This is a genomic window from Candidatus Methylomirabilota bacterium (assembly GCA_035936835.1).
In the GTDB taxonomy this organism is placed as follows: Bacteria; Methylomirabilota; Methylomirabilia; order Rokubacteriales; family CSP1-6; genus AR37.
In genome coordinates this window covers 1-15,581 of the sequence record DASYVT010000059.1, presented here as the reverse complement: position 1 = coordinate 15,581, position 15,581 = coordinate 1, and the positions used below count along the sequence as shown (strand labels likewise).

Below are 15,581 nucleotides of genomic sequence, written 5' to 3'. Positions count from 1 at the left end.
GAGGGCAACGCAACGGCATGCTAGCAACCGCGGGGAGGGGAGTCAAGGACGGCGGCGCACGGCGGGGCGCTTGACACGCGAGGCGGCCGGGGCTTAGCGTCGCTTCAATGCCTCCGAAGATCCTCATCGTCGACGACACCCCGCACAACGTGAAGATGCTCGTCGATCTCCTCTCGGCCAAGGGATACGCCACCGTGACCGCGGCGTCCGGCCAGGAGGGGCTCGAACAGGTGGAGGCGGAACGCCCGGACCTGGTGCTGCTCGACGTCATGATGCCCGGCATGGACGGCTACGAGGTCTGCCGGCGGATCCGCGCCAACCCCGAGTACGGCATCCTGCCCGTGGTGATGGTGACGGCGCTCGACCCGGCCCGCGAGCGCATCAAGGGCCTCGAGGCGGGGGCCGACGACTTCCTCACCAAGCCGGTCAACATGGCCGAGTTGGTCGCGCGGGTGCGCTCGCTGCTCAGGATCAAGGACCTCTACACGACCGTCCAGGCGCAGGCCGCCGAGCTCGCGGACCTCAACGCCAACCTCGAGCAGCGCGTCCAGGCCCAGGTTGCCCAGCTCGAGCGCCTCGGCAGGCTCAAGCGCTTCTTCTCGCCTCAGCTGGCCGAGGCGATCGTCACCGGCGGCGCCGAGGACCCGCTCAAGAGCCACCGGCGGGAGATCACCGTGGTCTTCGTGGACCTCCGCGGCTTCACGGCCTTCGCCGAGACGGCTCCTCCCGAGGAAGTCATGGGCGTCCTCCACGAGTATCACGGCGAGATGGGGCGGCTCATCATGGAACGCGAGGGCACGCTCGAGCACTTCGCGGGCGACGGGCTGATGGTCTTCTTCAACGACCCAGTGGAGGTGCCGGACGCGACCGAGCGGGCCATTCGCATGGCGCTCGCCATGCGGGAGCGCGTGGAGGCGCTGGTGCCCCGGTGGCGGCAGCGCGGCTACGACCTCCATTACGGCATGGGCATCGCGCACGGGCCGGCGACGCTGGGCGCCATCGGCTTCGAGGGGCGCTGGGACTATGGCGCCATCGGCTCCGTGTCGAACCTGGCGGCGCGGCTCTGCTCGGAGGCCAAGCCCGGCCAGATCCTCATCTCCCGCGCCCTGCTGTCGACCGTCGAAGCGCTCGTCACGGCGGAGCCGGTGGGCGAGCTCGTGCTCAAGGGCTTCGCCAAGCCGGTCTCCGGCTTCAATGTCCTGGCTCTCCGGGCGGGGTAGCGGGGCCGTGTTACACTTCTGTGGCAGAGGATCCATGACATGGCCATCCTGAAGGTTGCGCGTCTGGGGCACCCCGTACTGAGGCGGAAGGCGCTGCCGGTGCCCGTCGGCGAGGTCCGGTCGCCCGAGACTCAGCGGCTCATCGACGACATGATCGAGACCATGCGTGAGTACAACGGCGCCGGCCTCGCCGCCCCGCAGGTGCATGTCCTCAAGCAGATCTGCGTGATCGAGGTCAACGAGAACCCGCGCTATCCGGAAGCCCCGAGCATCCCGCTGACCGTCCTCATCAATCCAATCCTGAGCCCCTTGTCCGAGGAGATGGAGGACGGGTGGGAAGGCTGCCTCTCCGTGCCCGACATGCGCGGGATGGTGCCGCGGTACACCGCGACGCGGCTCGACGCCTATGACCGCGAGGGACGCCGCATCGAGGGCGAGGCGAAGGAGTTCTTTGCGCGGGTCGTCCAGCACGAGACCGACCACCTCCACGGCATGGTCTACCTTGACCGCATGCGCGACCTCTCGACGCTGACCCATCTCGCCGAGTGGAACAAGCACTGGCTGGGCGTACAGGAGCAGGACGATTAAGGCTGTCGCGGTCGTCAAGGATCTGTTCTTCGTCGCGCGCATCAAGGAAACGGCCCGCATGGTCGGTACCCCGCTTGCTTTCGCCCGAACCCCGGAGGAGCTGACGGCAGCGCTCGCCGACGCCCCGGACCTGGTCATCCTCGACCTGACAACCGGTGGCTGGGACTACGATCGCTTCTTCGCCGCGCTCGACGGCGCGGCGCCTCGCCCGTCGGTGCTGGGCTTCACGACCCACGTCCTTGCCCGCGATACGCAGCCGCTCCACGCCCGGTGCACGCGCGTCGTTACGAAGGAAACGCTGACGCAGGAGCTCCAGGACTTTCTCAAAACCGGCGTGGCTCAAGACCGGCGTGGCGGCATGACGGCCGAAGAGTTCGTCAACGATCTGGATGGGCGGAACCAGACGATCCTGAAGCGGCTGGATCCCGATTCCACGCTCAAGCCGGAAGTCGCGGGCGACTTGACGGTCCTGAATCTCCTCAAGGTCGCGCTCAAGAACGAGATCGAGGCGACCGAGATCGCGGCGCGCTGGCTCGTGACCACGGACGACGTCGAGGTGAAGATGGCCTTCGCCCGCCAGGCAGGCGACGAGGCCAAGCACTACCGCATGATCGCCGACCGCCTCCGCGAGCTGGGCTTCGCCGCCTACGGCTTCAACCCGATCGTCAAGGGCTACGGCCCGCTCTTCCAGTATCTCGACACGCTGACGACGACGGTCGAGCGCGTGGCAGCCGGGCAGTTCACCCGCGAGGCCATCGCCGTGGTGAAGAACCGCCAGTTCATCGAGTTCTGCGAGCGGGCGGGGGACAAGGTCACGGCGACCCTCTACCGCGACGTCATCGAGCCCGACGAATACTTCCACCACCAGCTGGGCCGCTCGCTCCTGCTCCGCTTTGCCGCCACGCCCGACGCACAGGAGCAGGCCCGTCGGGCGGCCGCGCGGACGCTGTCGCTGGCCGAAGAGCTCCAGCAGGCGGCGCTCAAGACCGCCGGCATCCACCACGCTCCGGGCTGCTGATGATCGCCGATCCGCCCCTTCGCGAGTTCGCCGAGCTCACCGGGGGGCCCGACGACCGCGTCGATCTGGCGAGGGCGGCGCTGGCCATCGCCCGCTGGGAGTACCCCACGCTGGAGGTGGATGCGTATCTGGAGCGGCTGGACGCGCTCGCGCGCGGCGTGGATGGGGAGCGCCGCTCGGCCGATCCCGTCGGGCGGCTCCACCGGCTGCGCGAGTATCTCTTCGTGGAGCAGGGGTTCGCGGGCAACTGCGAGGACTTCTACGACCCTCGCAACAGCTTCCTCAACGATATCCTCGACCGGCGGCAAGGCATCCCGATCACGCTGAGCCTCGTGCTGATCGAAGTCGGCAAGCGTCTCGGGCTCGCCGTCGAAGGCATAGGGCTGCCGGGCCACTTCATCGCGGGGGCGCGGTTCGGTGACTCGCAGATCCTTCTCGACCCCTTCAACGCGGGCGCGCTCTTGACGCCCGAGACCTGCGAAGCGCTGGTGGGGCGCGCCCTGGGGCGCAAGGTGACGCTAAAGCGCGAGAACTTTACGGCGGTGACTCGGCGACAATTCCTCGCGCGCATGCTCGCCAACCTCAAGGGCATCTACTGGCAGCGTCAGGCGTGGGACCGCGTCGTCGGCGTCATCGACCGGCTCCTCGTGCTCGACCCCAAGGCGGCGGGAGAGTGGCGCGACCGCGGTCTCGCGTGGACCAACCTGGGTGAGATCCGGCGCGGGCTCGTGGACTGGGAGCGCTACCTGACGGAGTTTCCCAACGCTGCGGACCACGAGGCCGTGAAAGGCCATCTGCGGAAGGTGCGCCAGAAGCTCGCCCAGTTGAACTAGCCGTGAGGGTCAGAGGCGGGCATAACTTCTTCGGCTTCTCCGTCGGCATCCTCATGCTGGACACGCAGTTCCCGAGGATCCCGGGCGATATGGGCAATGCCGCGACCTTCGGTTTTCCCGTCCTCTACCACCGCGTGACCGGCGCATCGCCCGACCGGGTCGTGCGCCACGGCCAGCAGGCGCTGCTCCCGGCGTTCATCGAGGGCGCCCGGGCTCTCGAGCGCGAGGGGGTCCGCGCCGTCACCACCAACTGCGGCTTCCTCGCCAAGTTCCAGGCCGAGGTGGCGGCGTCGGTCTCCATCCCCGTGTTCACCTCGAGCCTCATGCTGGTGCCTCTCGTGCACCGGATGTTGCCGCCGGGCAAGGCCGTGGGCATCATGACCGTCGATGCGTCCTCGCTTCGTCCCGAGCACTTCACCGGCGTCGGGATCGGCAAGGACATCCCGACTGTGGTGGCCGGCATGGAGACGGAGAAGGAGTTCACCCGCGTGATGCTCGACGATCAGTTGGAGCTCGACGTGGAGGCGGCCCGGCAGGAGCACCTGACGGTGGTCCGGCGCATGGTCAAGGCCCACCCGGAGATCGGCGCCATCGTGCTCGAGTGCACCAACATGCCGCCGTACCGCGCGGACATTCAGGCCGCGACGGGCCTGCCGGTGTTCGACATCACGACCCTCGTCCGGATGGTCCACGACGCCGTGAGCCAGGGGCTCCCGCCCCGACCCGCCTGAGGGCCGCGGCCCTGCGGCGGCCAGGCGCGTACCGCTGGCCGAGATCGTGCTTGACGGGCGCGCGACCAGCATGGATATTGACCCATTGTCCCTGGCCCGGTTCCGGGCCGGGCGCATTCACGCCGAAGCGCACATGTTCTAGACGGGGGCAGAGCGATTCTCAAGGAGGCGGCCGCATGAAGATCGCCGGCGTGCGGGTGATCCAGGCCGATATCCCGGTCGAGCGCCCTCACAAGATGTCCTTCACGACTCTCGAGGCGGTGAACTTCGTCTTTGTGCGGCTCGAGACGGCTGAGGGCTTGGTGGGCTGGGGCGAGGCGGCATGTCTCGGCGGCCCGACCTGGAGCGAGGAGTCCTCCGAGTCCATCGCGGCCACCATCGACCGCTACATCGTGCCGTGGCTGGTCGGGCGCGACGCGGCCGGGATCGAGGTCCTGGTCCGCGAGATGGCGCGACGGGTGCAGGGCAATCCCTTCGCGCGCGCTGCCGTGGAGATCGCGCTCTGGGACCTCAACGGGCGCGCGCTCGGTGTCCCCGTGCACCGCCTGCTTGGTGGCCGCGTACGTGACCGCGTGCCCCTGTCCTGGTCGCTGGCCGTGGCCGACCCCGGCGCGGAGATCGAGGAGGCGCTGGCTAAGGTCGCGCGCGGGCATCGCATCTTCAAGATCAAGACGGCGGCGCGCCCCGTCGCGGAGGATGTCGAGCGCGTGCGTCGGCTCCGGGAAGCGCTCGGCCCAAACATTTCCCTCCGCGTGGACGCCAATCAGGGCTGGGATCGGCCGACGGCGCTCAGGGCGATCCGGGCGCTCGAGCCCTACGGTGTGGACTTCGTCGAGCAGCCCGTCCCGCGCTGGGACTTCGAGGGGATGGCCGAGATCGGCCGGCGCGTCGATGTGCCCATCATGGCTGACGAGTCGTGCTTCTCTCCCCAGGATGCCCTCGCGATAGCCCGCCTCGGGGGCGTGAGCATTCTCGGCCTCAAGCTGACGAAGTCGGCCGGGCTCATCGGAAGCATGGCCATCGCCCGCATCGCCGAAGCGGCGGGCATGGGCTGCTATGTCGGCTGCATGATCGAGACCTCGCTGGGTACCGCGGCCTATCTGCACGTCGCGCTCGCGGCGGCGCCGGTCACGTGGGGCTGCGAGCTGTTCGGCCCGCTCCTGCTCAAGGGTGACGTGGTCCGCCGGCCCGTCCGCTATGCCGATGGCGCCATCCTCGCCCTCGACGGTCCTGGGCTCGGCGTCGAGGTGGACGAGGTCGCGCTCGAGGAATGGACGCGGAAGCCGTGACCGCGGCGGCAGCGGAGGACCTGGCGCTGGAGACGCGGGGCCTGACCAAACGCTTCGGCGGGCTGGTGGCCGTGGACGGGCTCTCGATGGCGGTGCCCCGCGGCCAGATCCGCGGGCTCATCGGCCCCAACGGCTCGGGCAAGACCACGACGGTCAACGCGCTCTCGGGTCTCTACCGTCCCGACGGGGGCGAGATCCATCTCTGCGGCAAGCGAACGGACCGACTCCGGCCCCACCAGATCACGGCCTGCGGAGTGGCGCGGACCTTTCAGATATCGAAGCTCTTCCCGAACATGACCGTCCTCGAGAACGTGCTCCTGCCGGCCCTGGCCGCGCTCGACCGCGGGAGCAACCGGCCCATGGCCGAGATCCGTGACCGGGGACGTCAGCTCCTCGACTTCGTGACGCTTGACCGGATGCGCCACGATCAGGCCCGGGAGCTCTCGGGCGGCCAGAGCATGTTGGTCCAGATCGCCCGAGCCCTGATGGTCCAGCCGCTCCATCTGATCCTGATGGACGAGCCCTTCGCCGGCGTGCATCCCACCATTCGCGACATCATCATGGAGGCCATCATCCGGATGAATCGCGACGAAGGCGTGACCTTTCTCATCGTCTCTCACGAGATGGCCGAGCTTCGGCGGCTCTGCCAGCGGGTGACGGTGATGGACGACGGCCGGCGCATCGCCGAGGGCACGTTCGACGAGGTGGCGAATGACCCGGTTGTCCTCGAGGCATACCTCGGAGGATAGATGGCGCGCCTCGAGCTCGAGGGCATCGCTGCAGGGTACGTTGACGGGATAGACATCCTCGGCGACATCACCCTCCGTGTGGAGCCCGGCTCCATCACCGGCGTCATCGGACCGAACGGGGCGGGAAAGTCCACGCTCCTCAAGACGATATTCGGTTTCCTCCACCCTCGGCGCGGCCGCATCGCGCTCGACGGCCGCGATATCAGCACCCTCGCGCCCCACGAGATCAAGCGGCTGGGGATCAGCTATGTGCCGCAAGGCGCCAATATCTTTCCCCAGCTCACGGTCGAGGAGAACCTCCAGCTCGGCGCATGGGTGATCAGGCAGGACCGCGCGCGCGTGGCGGGCAGGCTCGAAAGCGCCTATACGGCCTTTCCCCGCCTGCGGGAGAAGCGTCGCCGCCGAGCGACAACGCTCTCCGGTGGTGAGGCGAAGATGCTTTCCCTCGCCAAGGAGCTCGTGACCGAGCCGGCGCTGCTCCTCGTGGACGAGCCCTCGGCGGGGCTCGCGCCGCGCATCGTCGAGCAGGTCTATGCCCAGCTCCTGGCAGTGCGGCAGCAGGGTGTGACCATCCTGCTCGTGGACCAGAACATCAACAAGGCGGTCCAGGTGTCCGACTACCTCTACATGATCGAGCGCGGGGACGTCCGGCGCGAGGGACCGCGCCGAGATTTCGCCGATCAGCTCCACGCCATCGTGCGCGACTCGCTCCTGGGCGCCTGAGCGGGATGCCGCCGCTGGCGCGCCGCATCGCCTGGTCGCTCCTGGCCTTTGTCGCCTTGTCCTGGCTGCCCCTGTGGTTCTCGGAGTACCACACGCACGTGTTCATCATCAGCCTCTACTACGTCATCCTTGCCGCAAGCTGGAACCTCCTCGCCGGGTACGCGGGGCAGTTCTCCCTGGCTCATCACACGTTCGCCGGCATCGGAGCGTACACCTCAGCCCTCCTCAGCCTCTACGCGGGTGTCCCGATCCTGGTTGGCATCGGCGCGGGTGTGGTGGCGGCGGCGATCGTGGGATACGGGCTGGGCACGCTCTGCCTCCGCATGCGGGCCATCTACCTCGCGCTGGCGACCTGGGCCTTCGCCGAGTCGGTGAGACTGCTGGTCGCCGTCGAGTACCCGATCACGCGGGGCGATCTGGGGCTCAAGACGGTGTTGCTCTTCGGCACCGTGCAGCCGATGCTGTACTACTATCTGTTCCTCGCGCTGACTCTGGTCTCGCTCCTCGTGATCTGGCAAATCCTCCACTCGCGGGTCGGGGCGTACCTGCGGGCCATCCGCGACGACGAGGAAGCCGCAACCGTCATGGGCCTCGACACCTTCAAATGGAAGCGCGCGGCGTTCGTGATCTCGGCGGCCTTCGCCGCCGTCGCCGGCGGCTTCCAGGGCCACTACATCGGCCTTCTCTCGCCGACGCCGATGAAGTTCAACGAGATGGCGATCATCATCATCATGGTCATCGCGGGCGGCTTCAGAACGTTCAGCGGCCCCGTCCTCGGTGCCGTGTTCATCGAGATCCTATCAGAGGAGCTTCGCGCCTGGGGAGAGATCCGGATGGTGTTGTTCGCCATCCTGGTGATTGTCGTGGCGCGCGCCTACCCGGCGGGTCTGGTCGGCGTCTGCGTGGCGGCGGGACAGAGGCTGTCGCGTCTCGCCCCCGGGCTCGCGCCGCTTCTCGCGGCCCGACGGCCGGAGGACTGAGCGGCCGGCTCAGACCGTTCGCTCGCGCTCGCCGAAGAGCCCCGTGGGCCGGAAGGCGAGAAGCGCGAGCAGGAGCACGAAGCCGTAGAGGTCCTTGTAGCCGGGGGAGAGGAAGACCGAGCCCAGCGCCTCGATGAGACCCAGCAGGAGCCCGCCCACGACGCTGCCCATGAGCGAGCCCAGCCCGCCGATGACGATGATCTCGAATCCCTTGAAGGTGGAGATCGCGCCGTTCTCGGGGTAGACGAGGAAGTCCGGGGCCAGGAGCGCGCCGGCCGCCGCCGCGAGCGCCACGCCGACGCCGAAGGCCAGCATGTCCAGCCGCAGGACGTCCACGCCGGCCGTTTGTATGCCCACGCGGTTCTGCGCGGCGCCGCGGAAGGCTCGCCCCAGCCAGGTCTTCCTGGTCAGCACGTAGAAGAGCAGGAGGAGCAGGACCGTGCTCACCAGCGCGACCATCCGGTTGCCGGAGATCGGCAGCGTCAAGAGGGAGGTGGCGCGCGCGTAGTCCTTCGGGGCGAACTGATTCGGCCCGCCGAGCACGATCGCGAGGTTCCTGAACAGGACCATGAGCGCGATGGTGATGATGGTCGCGTACTCGTCCCGGCGCTCGATGCCGCCCAGGTACATGGGCCGCAGGAGGAATCGCTGGACCGCCAGGCCCAGCAGGAAGACCGAGGCCATGGCGAGCGGGAGAGCCAGGTACCAGAGATCCCAACCGAGGAAAGTGGCGAGGAGAGCGTACTGGACATAGCTGCCGATCATGTAGAACTCGCCCATGGACCAGTTGATCATCTTCATGATGCCGTAGATGAAGGTGATCCCGAGGGCCATCAGGCTGTAGATCAGCCCGATGACGAGGCCGGACAAGACGTACTGGGACAGCAGATACGCGTCCACCGCGCCCTGTCAGCCGGCCCCGCCATCGGCTCTCGTCGCCTGGGCGCTCAGCGCTTGGGCGCCATCATCAGATCGCCGGTCTTGAGCTCCGGCGGGTAGACGATCTTGGCCTCGGTGAAGGGCTGCTCCAGCTTGGTGTACTGCAGGAAGAGCATCGGCGGCGTCCACTGCTGCCAGTAGGGACCCTCGCCCCGCGTGAAGGAGATTGTGCCGTTCCAGCCGGTGAACTTGGTGCCGAGGAGTGCCTTCACGATATCATCGGGCTTGTCGCTCTTCGCGGCGTTGATAGCGTCTGCCAGCAGCATCACCTGGGCGTACGCGTTAAGGCCGCCGTAGACGGGCTGCTCCTTGAACTGCTCGAGGTAACGTGTCCGGAAGGCCTCACCCCGCGGCGTCAGCTTCATAGTCGGGTGGTAGTAGACGATGAACGTGGCATACGTCCCCTTCTCGCCAAGGTTCTTCCAGTACTCCGGCCGGGCGGGGGCGTCGTAGGAAATCAGCATGGGCGTCGCCGGGATCAGGCCCACGTCGTACGCCTGCTTGGTGATCAGGTACATCGGCGTGCCGATTCCGATATTGATGAACAGGTCGGGCTTCCAGTTCTTGATCTCGAGGAGCTGTGGCGTCAGATCGACGACTGCCCGGTCGAAGATGATGGTCTTGAGCTCCGCCTTGACGTTCATCGAGGCGAACTGCTTCTTGGTTTCCTCGATGAGGCCCACGCCGTAGTCCGTGTTCTCCGCCAGGATGGCGACGCGTTTGAATCCCTGTTGCTGTATCCACTTGTTCCACAGAGTGACGCGGTCGGGATCGATGACGTGGGTGCGGAAGGTATAGGTCAGGTGTTTCTCGGTGAGCTTCTTGGCCGAGGACTGCGTCAAGAACACCGGCACCTTGAGCTGCTCGGCCAGGTCTTGAACGGCCTCCGTCACAGAGCTGTGGAACTGTCCGACGACAGCTACCACACGATCCTGGCTGACGATCTTTCGCAGGCCGGCTGCGCCCTTCTCCGGCGTGCCCGCGTCGTCTTCGACGATGAGCTCGATCTTGCGGCCCCCGAGGACGCCGCCCTGGCTGTTGATCTCTTCGGCGGCCATCTTGGCGCCGCGGGCGATGAACTGCCCCGCGGTCGCGTCGCCCGGAGGCGAGAGCGGCGTGAGGACGCCGATCTTGACTGGCGCCTGGGCGAAGGCGGGCGTGGCGAGCGAGGCCGCCGCGGTGGCGACTAGCAAGCAGGTTCTGAGAGCGTTGAGCATGGTGACTGTCCTCCAGTTGGGGATCGTCGGACTCACTGGATCCGCATCGTATGCGGGAGGGCTCGTCGCCGTCAAGCTGCTATCACGTGCGGGCGAGGCGCTCGACGAGCCGGAGATCGGCCGCTGGGAACCGGTACGTCGGAAGCTCCGCTGCCTCGACCCAGAGCATCTCCTGCCTCTCCTGCGGGCAGGGCTCTCCCTGCACGGCGCAGCGAAAGAAAAGGATCCGCACCGTCTTCTCCGGATAGGTCCAGGTGACGGCCTCGATCAGCTCCCCCACCGCCGCCTCGACTCCCAGCTCCTCTTTTAACTCCCGCCTGAGCGCGTCCTCCGGCTTTTCCCCTGGGAGGATCTGGCCACCTGGGAACTCCCAGAGCCCGGCCAGGTGAGTCCCTTCGAGCCTGCGCGTGATGAGGTAGCACCCCTCGCGCTCGATGACGGCGGCGGCGACGTGGACTGGATCGGCCACTCGATCTCCCCCTCAGCCTTCCCTCTTCCCCAGTGGGGGAGAGCGGATCGTTAGGACGCGGTCCAGCCGCCGTCGACCGCGAGGATGGAGCCTGTGACGTAGCGCGAGGCGTCGGAGGCGAGGTAGAGGCAGGCCTGGGCGATGTCGTCCACGTGACCCGCGCGGCCGATGGGGATCCGATGCTTGAGGAGGTGACGGCGGAACTCAGGCACGCCCATGCCGATGGCGGTGTCGATGGTGCCCGGGGCGACGACGTTGACGCGGATCTCGTCTTGGACGAGCTCGACGGCGGCGGCGCGCGCGAACTGGTGGAGACCGCCCTTGGAGGCGACATACGGGGAGAAGTCGGGCGCCGCCACCGTGCCGAGCGCCGAGCCGAGGTGGACGATGCTGCCGCCGCCGCGCTGGCGCATCGCGGCGACGACGGACTTGGTGAGCACGAAGGCGCCGACCAGGTTGATGCGGAGCACCTCGGCGAAATCCGCGGCGCTGATCTCGACGAGCGGGGAGCGCAGCCGCACCGCCGCCGAGTTGACCAGAATGTCCACGCCGCCGTGGTCCCGCGCCGCCGCAGCCGCCAATCGTTCGACGTCCGCTTCGCTGGCGACATCGCCGCTGACAGCGGAAGCCTGCCCGCCGGCCTTGACGATGGTGTCCACCACGTCCGCCAGCGGCTCGGGCCTGCGGCCAAAGACGACCACGCGCGCGCCCTCGCTGGCGAAGAGGATGGCGGTGGCGCGGCCGACACCCGTGCCGCCGCCCGCGACGATCGCGACCTTGCCGTCAAGCGTTGCCATTGTCGTAACTCCTGCAAAAGGCCTTCATGGGACAGCGTGGACACTTGGGCTTGCGCGCCGTGCACCACGTGGCGCCGAAGTCCATGAGGGCCTGATTGTAGTCGTAGGCGCGCCCCGCGGGTACGAGAGATTCAGCGAGGTCCCACATCGCCTTCTGGCCGCGCAGCCGCTTGATCCCTCGGCTCCCGAGGAAGACCCTGCCGAGAACGCGGCGGACGTTGGTGTCCACGAGCGCGGCGTCCTGGCTGTGGGCGAAGGCGAGGATGGCCCCGGCCGTGTAGCGGCCGATCCCGCGCATGCGCCGGAGGCGCGCGCCGTCGTCGGGAAGCCGCCCGTCGTAGCGGGCCACGGTTTCGCGGGCGATACCATGGAGATCGGTCGCGCGGCGGTAGTAGCCGAGCGGCCGCCACGTCTTCCGGACTTCGGGCGCGCGGGCCCGGGCCAGATCCTCGAAGGTCGGATAGCGGGCAATGAACTCGTGGTACTTCGGGATGACGCGGTCGACCTGCGTCTGCTGGAGCATGATCTCGGAGACCAGGACGCGGTACGGCTCGCGCGTGCGGCGCCAGGGCAGGTCGCGGCCGTGGCGCGCGTACCAATCGAGGAGGCGTCGCTGGAAGCGGCGGCCCGCGCGGGCGTCGGGAAGCGTCACGACGGCCATTGTGTCACAATGGAGCCGTGCAAAACGAACCGCCGCTCAACGAGGCCCATGATCCCGTCGCCGAGCACCGTGCCGTGATGACAGGCGTCGGCCTCATGGACCGCTCGATGCTCGGCAAGGTGACGGTCACCGGCCGCGACCGCGTGGCGTTTCTCCAGGGCATGCTGTCGAACGACGTCAAGGCCCTCCAGCCGGGGCATGGTTGCCCCGCCGCCTTTCTCGACGCCGTCGGCAAGGTCGTCTCGCTCCTAACGGTGTACGTCCTCGAGGCCCGCATCCTGCTCGAGCTGCCGGCCGCGTCCACGGAGAAGTTTCTCCAGGCCATCGACAAGTTCTTGATCTCCGAGAAGGCCTACTTTGAGGCCGCTGACGACGCGTATGCCATCCTGTCGGTGCAGGGCCCGAAGGCCGGGGAGACTCTGGCGCAAGTCGCGGGGGCCAAGGTCGATCTCGAGCCCTACGCCCACGCCGAGATGTCGATCGCCGGCGTGCCGGTGCGCGTAGCGCGGCGGAGCGATGCCGCGACGCCCGGCTTTCACTGCTGGATCGCCGCGGAGCACGCCCCGATTCTCTTGAAGGCCCTGCGGGAAGCTGGAGCCGTGGCCGTTGGCGCCGCTGCGGCCGAGGTGCTCCGGGTCGAGGCCGGCATCCCGGTGTACGGCCTCGACGTCGACGAGGGCGTCATCCTGCCCGAGACGCGGCTCGATGCCTTCTGGTCCTACACGAAGGGCTGCTATATCGGCCAGGAGACCGTGGCGCGCGTCAAGTACCGCGGCCACATCAACCGTGGTCTATCGGGCCTGGTGCTCGAGGGCGAGCGGGTGCCGTCCCACGGCGACCCGATCGTCGCCGTGGACACGGAAGTCGGCCGCGTCACCTCGGCCGTGCTGTCGCTGGCGCTTGGCAAGCCCGTCGCGCTTGGTTATGTCCGCCGCGAGCATTTCGAGCCCGGAAGCGCGCTGTCGGTTAGGATCGGCGACACTCTCGTGAGCGCGCGCGTGGCCGAGCTGCCCTTCGTCAAGCCTGCCTGAGGCCGCCCGGGATCCCGTGACAGAGCACACGCACACCAACCGCCTCGCGCAGGAGACGAGCCCGTACCTCCTCCAGCACCGGCACAACCCGGTCGACTGGTACCCGTGGAGCCCGGAGGCGTTCGAGCGCGCGCGCGCCGACGACAAGCCCCTGCTGCTCTCCGTTGGCTACTCCGCCTGCCACTGGTGTCACGTCATGGAGCGCGAGTCTTTCGAGAACGAAGAGATTGCCGCGCTCATGAACCGGCTCTTCGTGAACATCAAGGTGGACCGCGAAGAGCGGCCCGACGTGGATCAGATCTACATGCAGGCCGTCCAGTCGATGACGGGCCACGGCGGCTGGCCCATGACGGTCTTCCTCACGCCCGATGGCGTGCCCTTTTACGGTGGCACCTACTTCCCGCCCGTGGACCGCCACGGCATGCCCGCGTTCCCGCGGCTGATTCAGGGCGTGGCCGAGGCCTATCGCGGGCGGCGGAGCGAAGTGGTCGAGGCGGGCAAGCAGCTGCTCGAGCAGATGCAGCAGGGCGAGCGGCTGAGGAGCTCCAACACTTTACTCACTGACACGATCCTCTTCTCGGCCTACCAGGCGCTCTCGGGAGAGTTCGACGCCCGCGAAGGCGGCATGGGGCGGGCGCCCAAGTTCCCCCAGCCCATGAACTGGGAATTCCTCCTGCGCTTCTGGAAGCGGACGGGCAATCCACGCGCGCTGGAGATGGCGCGGCTCACGCTGACCAAGATGGCGCGGGGCGGGATGTACGACCAGCTCGGCGGGGGCTTTCATCGCTACTCGGTGGACGGGCAGTGGCTCGTGCCCCACTTCGAGAAGATGCTCTACGACAATGCCCAGCTGGCATCTCTGTACCTGCACGGCTGGCTCGCCACGGGGGACCCCGAGTACCGGCGCGTCTGCGAGGAGACGCTCGGCTACATACTGCGCGAGATGACGCATGCCTCGGGCGGATTCTTTTCGGCGCAGGATGCCGACTCGGAGGGCGTCGAGGGCAAGTTCTTCGTCTGGTCCGAGGACGAGATCCGCGCCGCGCTGCCTGACGCCGGAATGGCCCAGGCGGCGCTCGTCTACTGGGGCGCCGACGAGGAGCCCAACTTCGAGGGGCATAGCATTCTCTTCGTTCCTCGCGCGCCGTCGCAGGTTGCACAGGATCTGGACATGTCGGTCGAGCGGCTGGCCGGGCTGGTCGCCGCCGCGCGCACGCGCCTCTACGACGCGAGAGAGAACCGCGTCCATCCCGGGCTCGACGACAAGATACTGGCCTCGTGGAATGGCTTGGCGCTCGCGGCGTTCGCCGAGGCCGGCCGCGCGCTGGGCCGCGCCGACTACATCGCCGCGGGCGTGAAGAACGCCGAGTTCGTCACGACGCGGATGAAGGACGGCGACCGGCTGCTCCGCTCCTGGAAGGACGGCCAGGCCAAGATCAAGGGCTACCTCGAGGATTACGCCATGGTCGGGGCGGGTCTGCTCGCGCTCTACGAGGCGACTTTCGACCGGCGGTGGCTCGACGAGTCGCGGCGCCTGGCGGAGCAGGCCTTGGCGCTCTTCTGGGACGAGCGGGAGGAGATGTTCTTCGACACGGGCGAGGATCAGGAAGCGCTGGTCGTGAGGCCCCGCAACCTCTTCGACAATGCCGTGCCCTCGGGCACCTCGGTGGCCATCGAGTGGCTGCTCAGGCTGGCCATCCTGTTCGGCGAGGAACGCTACGAGGCGCTCGCGCTGAAAGCGCTCCGGCCCATGGCCGACCTCATGACCCGCTATCCGTCCGGCTTCGGGCGCTACCTCGGGGCGCTCGACTTCCAGCTGGGGCCCGTGGCCGAGGTCGCTCTCGTCTGGCCCGACGGTTCCGGCCCGGGGCCGCTCGTCGAGACGGCGTTCCGCCGGTATATGCCGAATCGTCTCGTCGTTGGCGCGCCAGCGGGCTCGCCCGCCCGGGCGGGGCTGCCGCTCCTTGCCGAGCGCGGGGCCGTGGACGGCAAGCCCACGGCCTATGTCTGCCGGCGGAGCGTCTGCCAGCTCCCCGTGACCGACCCAGCCGCGCTCGTCGCCCAGCTCGACGCTGGGGTATAATTCGCATCCGGCCGAGGTGCAGAATTCATGCGTGTACTGGTGAACGGCGAGGCGATGGAAGTGCCCGAGGGCGTGAGCGTGGATGGCCTGCTCGAGCATTTAAAGGTGAAGCGCGAGTACACGGCCGTCGCGCTCAACCGCGAGATCACGCCGAAGGCGCAGTACGCCGACACGCATCTCAAGGACGGAGACAGGGTCGAGATCGTTAGACCCATGGGTGGAGGCTAGCCATGTACGACACGTCATTGTGGCT

General features: G+C 67.9%; 17 protein-coding genes. 12 read left to right on the top strand and 5 right to left on the bottom strand.

Translation table 11 applies throughout. The features are described from left to right. The first annotated feature begins 107 nt into the window (after positions 1-107). The 9 genes from VGV06_04840 (at position 108) to VGV06_04800 (ending at position 8,131) form a co-directional block, all read left to right on the top strand. Positions 108-1,220: a response regulator gene (locus VGV06_04840; protein HEV2054486.1), complete on the top strand. Its 1,113-nt coding sequence runs from the start codon at positions 108-110 to the stop codon at positions 1,218-1,220. A gap of 39 nt (positions 1,221-1,259) precedes the next feature. Next, positions 1,260-1,808 (top strand): peptide deformylase, encoded by a 549-nt coding sequence (def, locus tag VGV06_04835; protein ID HEV2054485.1) that lies wholly within the window; start codon positions 1,260-1,262, stop codon positions 1,806-1,808. A gap of 58 nt (positions 1,809-1,866) precedes the next feature. Next, a complete protein-coding gene (locus VGV06_04830; GenBank protein ID HEV2054484.1) occupies positions 1,867-2,826 on the top strand; it encodes a ferritin-like domain-containing protein in 960 nt (319 codons plus the stop codon). Then, complete coding sequence (locus VGV06_04825; protein ID HEV2054483.1) at positions 2,826-3,659, top strand: tetratricopeptide repeat protein; 834 nt, start codon at positions 2,826-2,828, stop codon at positions 3,657-3,659. Before VGV06_04830 ends, VGV06_04825 begins: the two co-directional genes overlap by 1 nt. A 2-nt stretch (positions 3,660-3,661) precedes the next feature. Next, a complete protein-coding gene (locus VGV06_04820; GenBank protein ID HEV2054482.1) occupies positions 3,662-4,390 on the top strand; it encodes an aspartate/glutamate racemase family protein in 729 nt (242 codons plus the stop codon). 176 nt (positions 4,391-4,566) lie between these two features. Then, a complete protein-coding gene (locus VGV06_04815; protein HEV2054481.1) occupies positions 4,567-5,679 on the top strand; it encodes a muconate/chloromuconate family cycloisomerase in 1,113 nt (370 codons plus the stop codon). Next, positions 5,661-6,428 carry an ABC transporter ATP-binding protein gene (locus VGV06_04810; protein ID HEV2054480.1) on the top strand — a complete coding sequence of 256 codons (768 nt, stop codon included), beginning with the start codon at positions 5,661-5,663 and terminating at the stop codon, positions 6,426-6,428. Before VGV06_04815 ends, VGV06_04810 begins: the two co-directional genes overlap by 19 nt. Further along, the gene (locus tag VGV06_04805) at positions 6,429-7,151 is read left to right on the top strand and encodes an ABC transporter ATP-binding protein (protein HEV2054479.1); all 723 of its coding nucleotides are present in this window, start codon (positions 6,429-6,431) and stop codon (positions 7,149-7,151) included. Positions 7,152-7,156: 5 nt separating this feature from the next. Further along, entirely contained in the window at positions 7,157-8,131 is a 975-nt protein-coding gene (locus VGV06_04800; protein HEV2054478.1) for a branched-chain amino acid ABC transporter permease, read from the top strand. A 9-nt stretch (positions 8,132-8,140) separates the two neighbouring features. Here the strand turns inward: VGV06_04800 and VGV06_04795 are convergent, their stop codons facing one another. From VGV06_04795 to VGV06_04775, 5 genes are read right to left on the bottom strand one after another with little or no spacing between them, the layout of a single operon-like run. Then, entirely contained in the window at positions 8,141-9,031 is an 891-nt protein-coding gene (locus tag VGV06_04795; protein HEV2054477.1) for a branched-chain amino acid ABC transporter permease, read from the bottom strand. Positions 9,032-9,078: 47 nt separating this feature from the next. Then, on the bottom strand, positions 9,079-10,323 hold the full coding sequence (locus VGV06_04790; GenBank protein HEV2054476.1) for an ABC transporter substrate-binding protein: 1,245 nt from the start codon (positions 10,321-10,323) through the stop codon (positions 9,079-9,081). A gap of 46 nt (positions 10,324-10,369) precedes the next feature. Further along, positions 10,370-10,756: an 8-oxo-dGTP diphosphatase MutT gene (gene mutT, locus VGV06_04785; GenBank protein HEV2054475.1), complete on the bottom strand. Its 387-nt coding sequence runs from the start codon at positions 10,754-10,756 to the stop codon at positions 10,370-10,372. A 50-nt stretch (positions 10,757-10,806) separates the two neighbouring features. Continuing rightward, entirely contained in the window at positions 10,807-11,553 is a 747-nt protein-coding gene (locus VGV06_04780) for a glucose 1-dehydrogenase (protein HEV2054474.1), read from the bottom strand. After that, entirely contained in the window at positions 11,540-12,205 is a 666-nt protein-coding gene (locus VGV06_04775) for an A/G-specific adenine glycosylase (protein HEV2054473.1), read from the bottom strand. Before VGV06_04775 ends, VGV06_04780 begins: the two co-directional genes overlap by 14 nt. A gap of 26 nt (positions 12,206-12,231) precedes the next feature. Between VGV06_04775 and VGV06_04770 the strand changes: the two genes are divergently transcribed. The 3 genes from VGV06_04770 to thiS are packed head-to-tail and all read left to right on the top strand — an operon-like array spanning position 12,232 to position 15,556. Further along, positions 12,232-13,245: an aminomethyltransferase family protein gene (locus VGV06_04770; protein ID HEV2054472.1), complete on the top strand. Its 1,014-nt coding sequence runs from the start codon at positions 12,232-12,234 to the stop codon at positions 13,243-13,245. A 16-nt stretch (positions 13,246-13,261) separates the two neighbouring features. Continuing rightward, positions 13,262-15,328, top strand: coding sequence for a thioredoxin domain-containing protein (locus VGV06_04765; protein ID HEV2054471.1), 2,067 nt, complete (start codon positions 13,262-13,264; stop codon positions 15,326-15,328). Between the two features lie 27 nt (positions 15,329-15,355). Then, on the top strand, positions 15,356-15,556 hold the full coding sequence (gene thiS / locus VGV06_04760; GenBank protein HEV2054470.1) for a sulfur carrier protein ThiS: 201 nt from the start codon (positions 15,356-15,358) through the stop codon (positions 15,554-15,556). Positions 15,557-15,581 lie beyond the last annotated feature (25 nt).

Coding starts and splice junctions, on each gene's coding strand:
- VGV06_04840 (HEV2054486.1), top strand. CDS start 108: ATGCCTCCGAAGATCCTCATCGTCGACGACACCCCGCACAACGTGAAG.
- def (HEV2054485.1), top strand. CDS start 1,260: ATGGCCATCCTGAAGGTTGCGCGTCTGGGGCACCCCGTACTGAGGCGG.
- VGV06_04830 (HEV2054484.1), top strand. CDS start 1,867: ATGGTCGGTACCCCGCTTGCTTTCGCCCGAACCCCGGAGGAGCTGACG.
- VGV06_04825 (HEV2054483.1), top strand. CDS start 2,826: ATGATCGCCGATCCGCCCCTTCGCGAGTTCGCCGAGCTCACCGGGGGG.
- VGV06_04815 (HEV2054481.1), top strand. CDS start 4,567: ATGAAGATCGCCGGCGTGCGGGTGATCCAGGCCGATATCCCGGTCGAG.
- VGV06_04810 (HEV2054480.1), top strand. CDS start 5,661: ATGGACGCGGAAGCCGTGACCGCGGCGGCAGCGGAGGACCTGGCGCTG.
- VGV06_04805 (HEV2054479.1), top strand. CDS start 6,429: ATGGCGCGCCTCGAGCTCGAGGGCATCGCTGCAGGGTACGTTGACGGG.
- VGV06_04800 (HEV2054478.1), top strand. CDS start 7,157: ATGCCGCCGCTGGCGCGCCGCATCGCCTGGTCGCTCCTGGCCTTTGTC.
- VGV06_04780 (HEV2054474.1), bottom strand. CDS start 11,553: ATGGCAACGCTTGACGGCAAGGTCGCGATCGTCGCGGGCGGCGGCACG.
- thiS (HEV2054470.1), top strand. CDS start 15,356: ATGCGTGTACTGGTGAACGGCGAGGCGATGGAAGTGCCCGAGGGCGTG.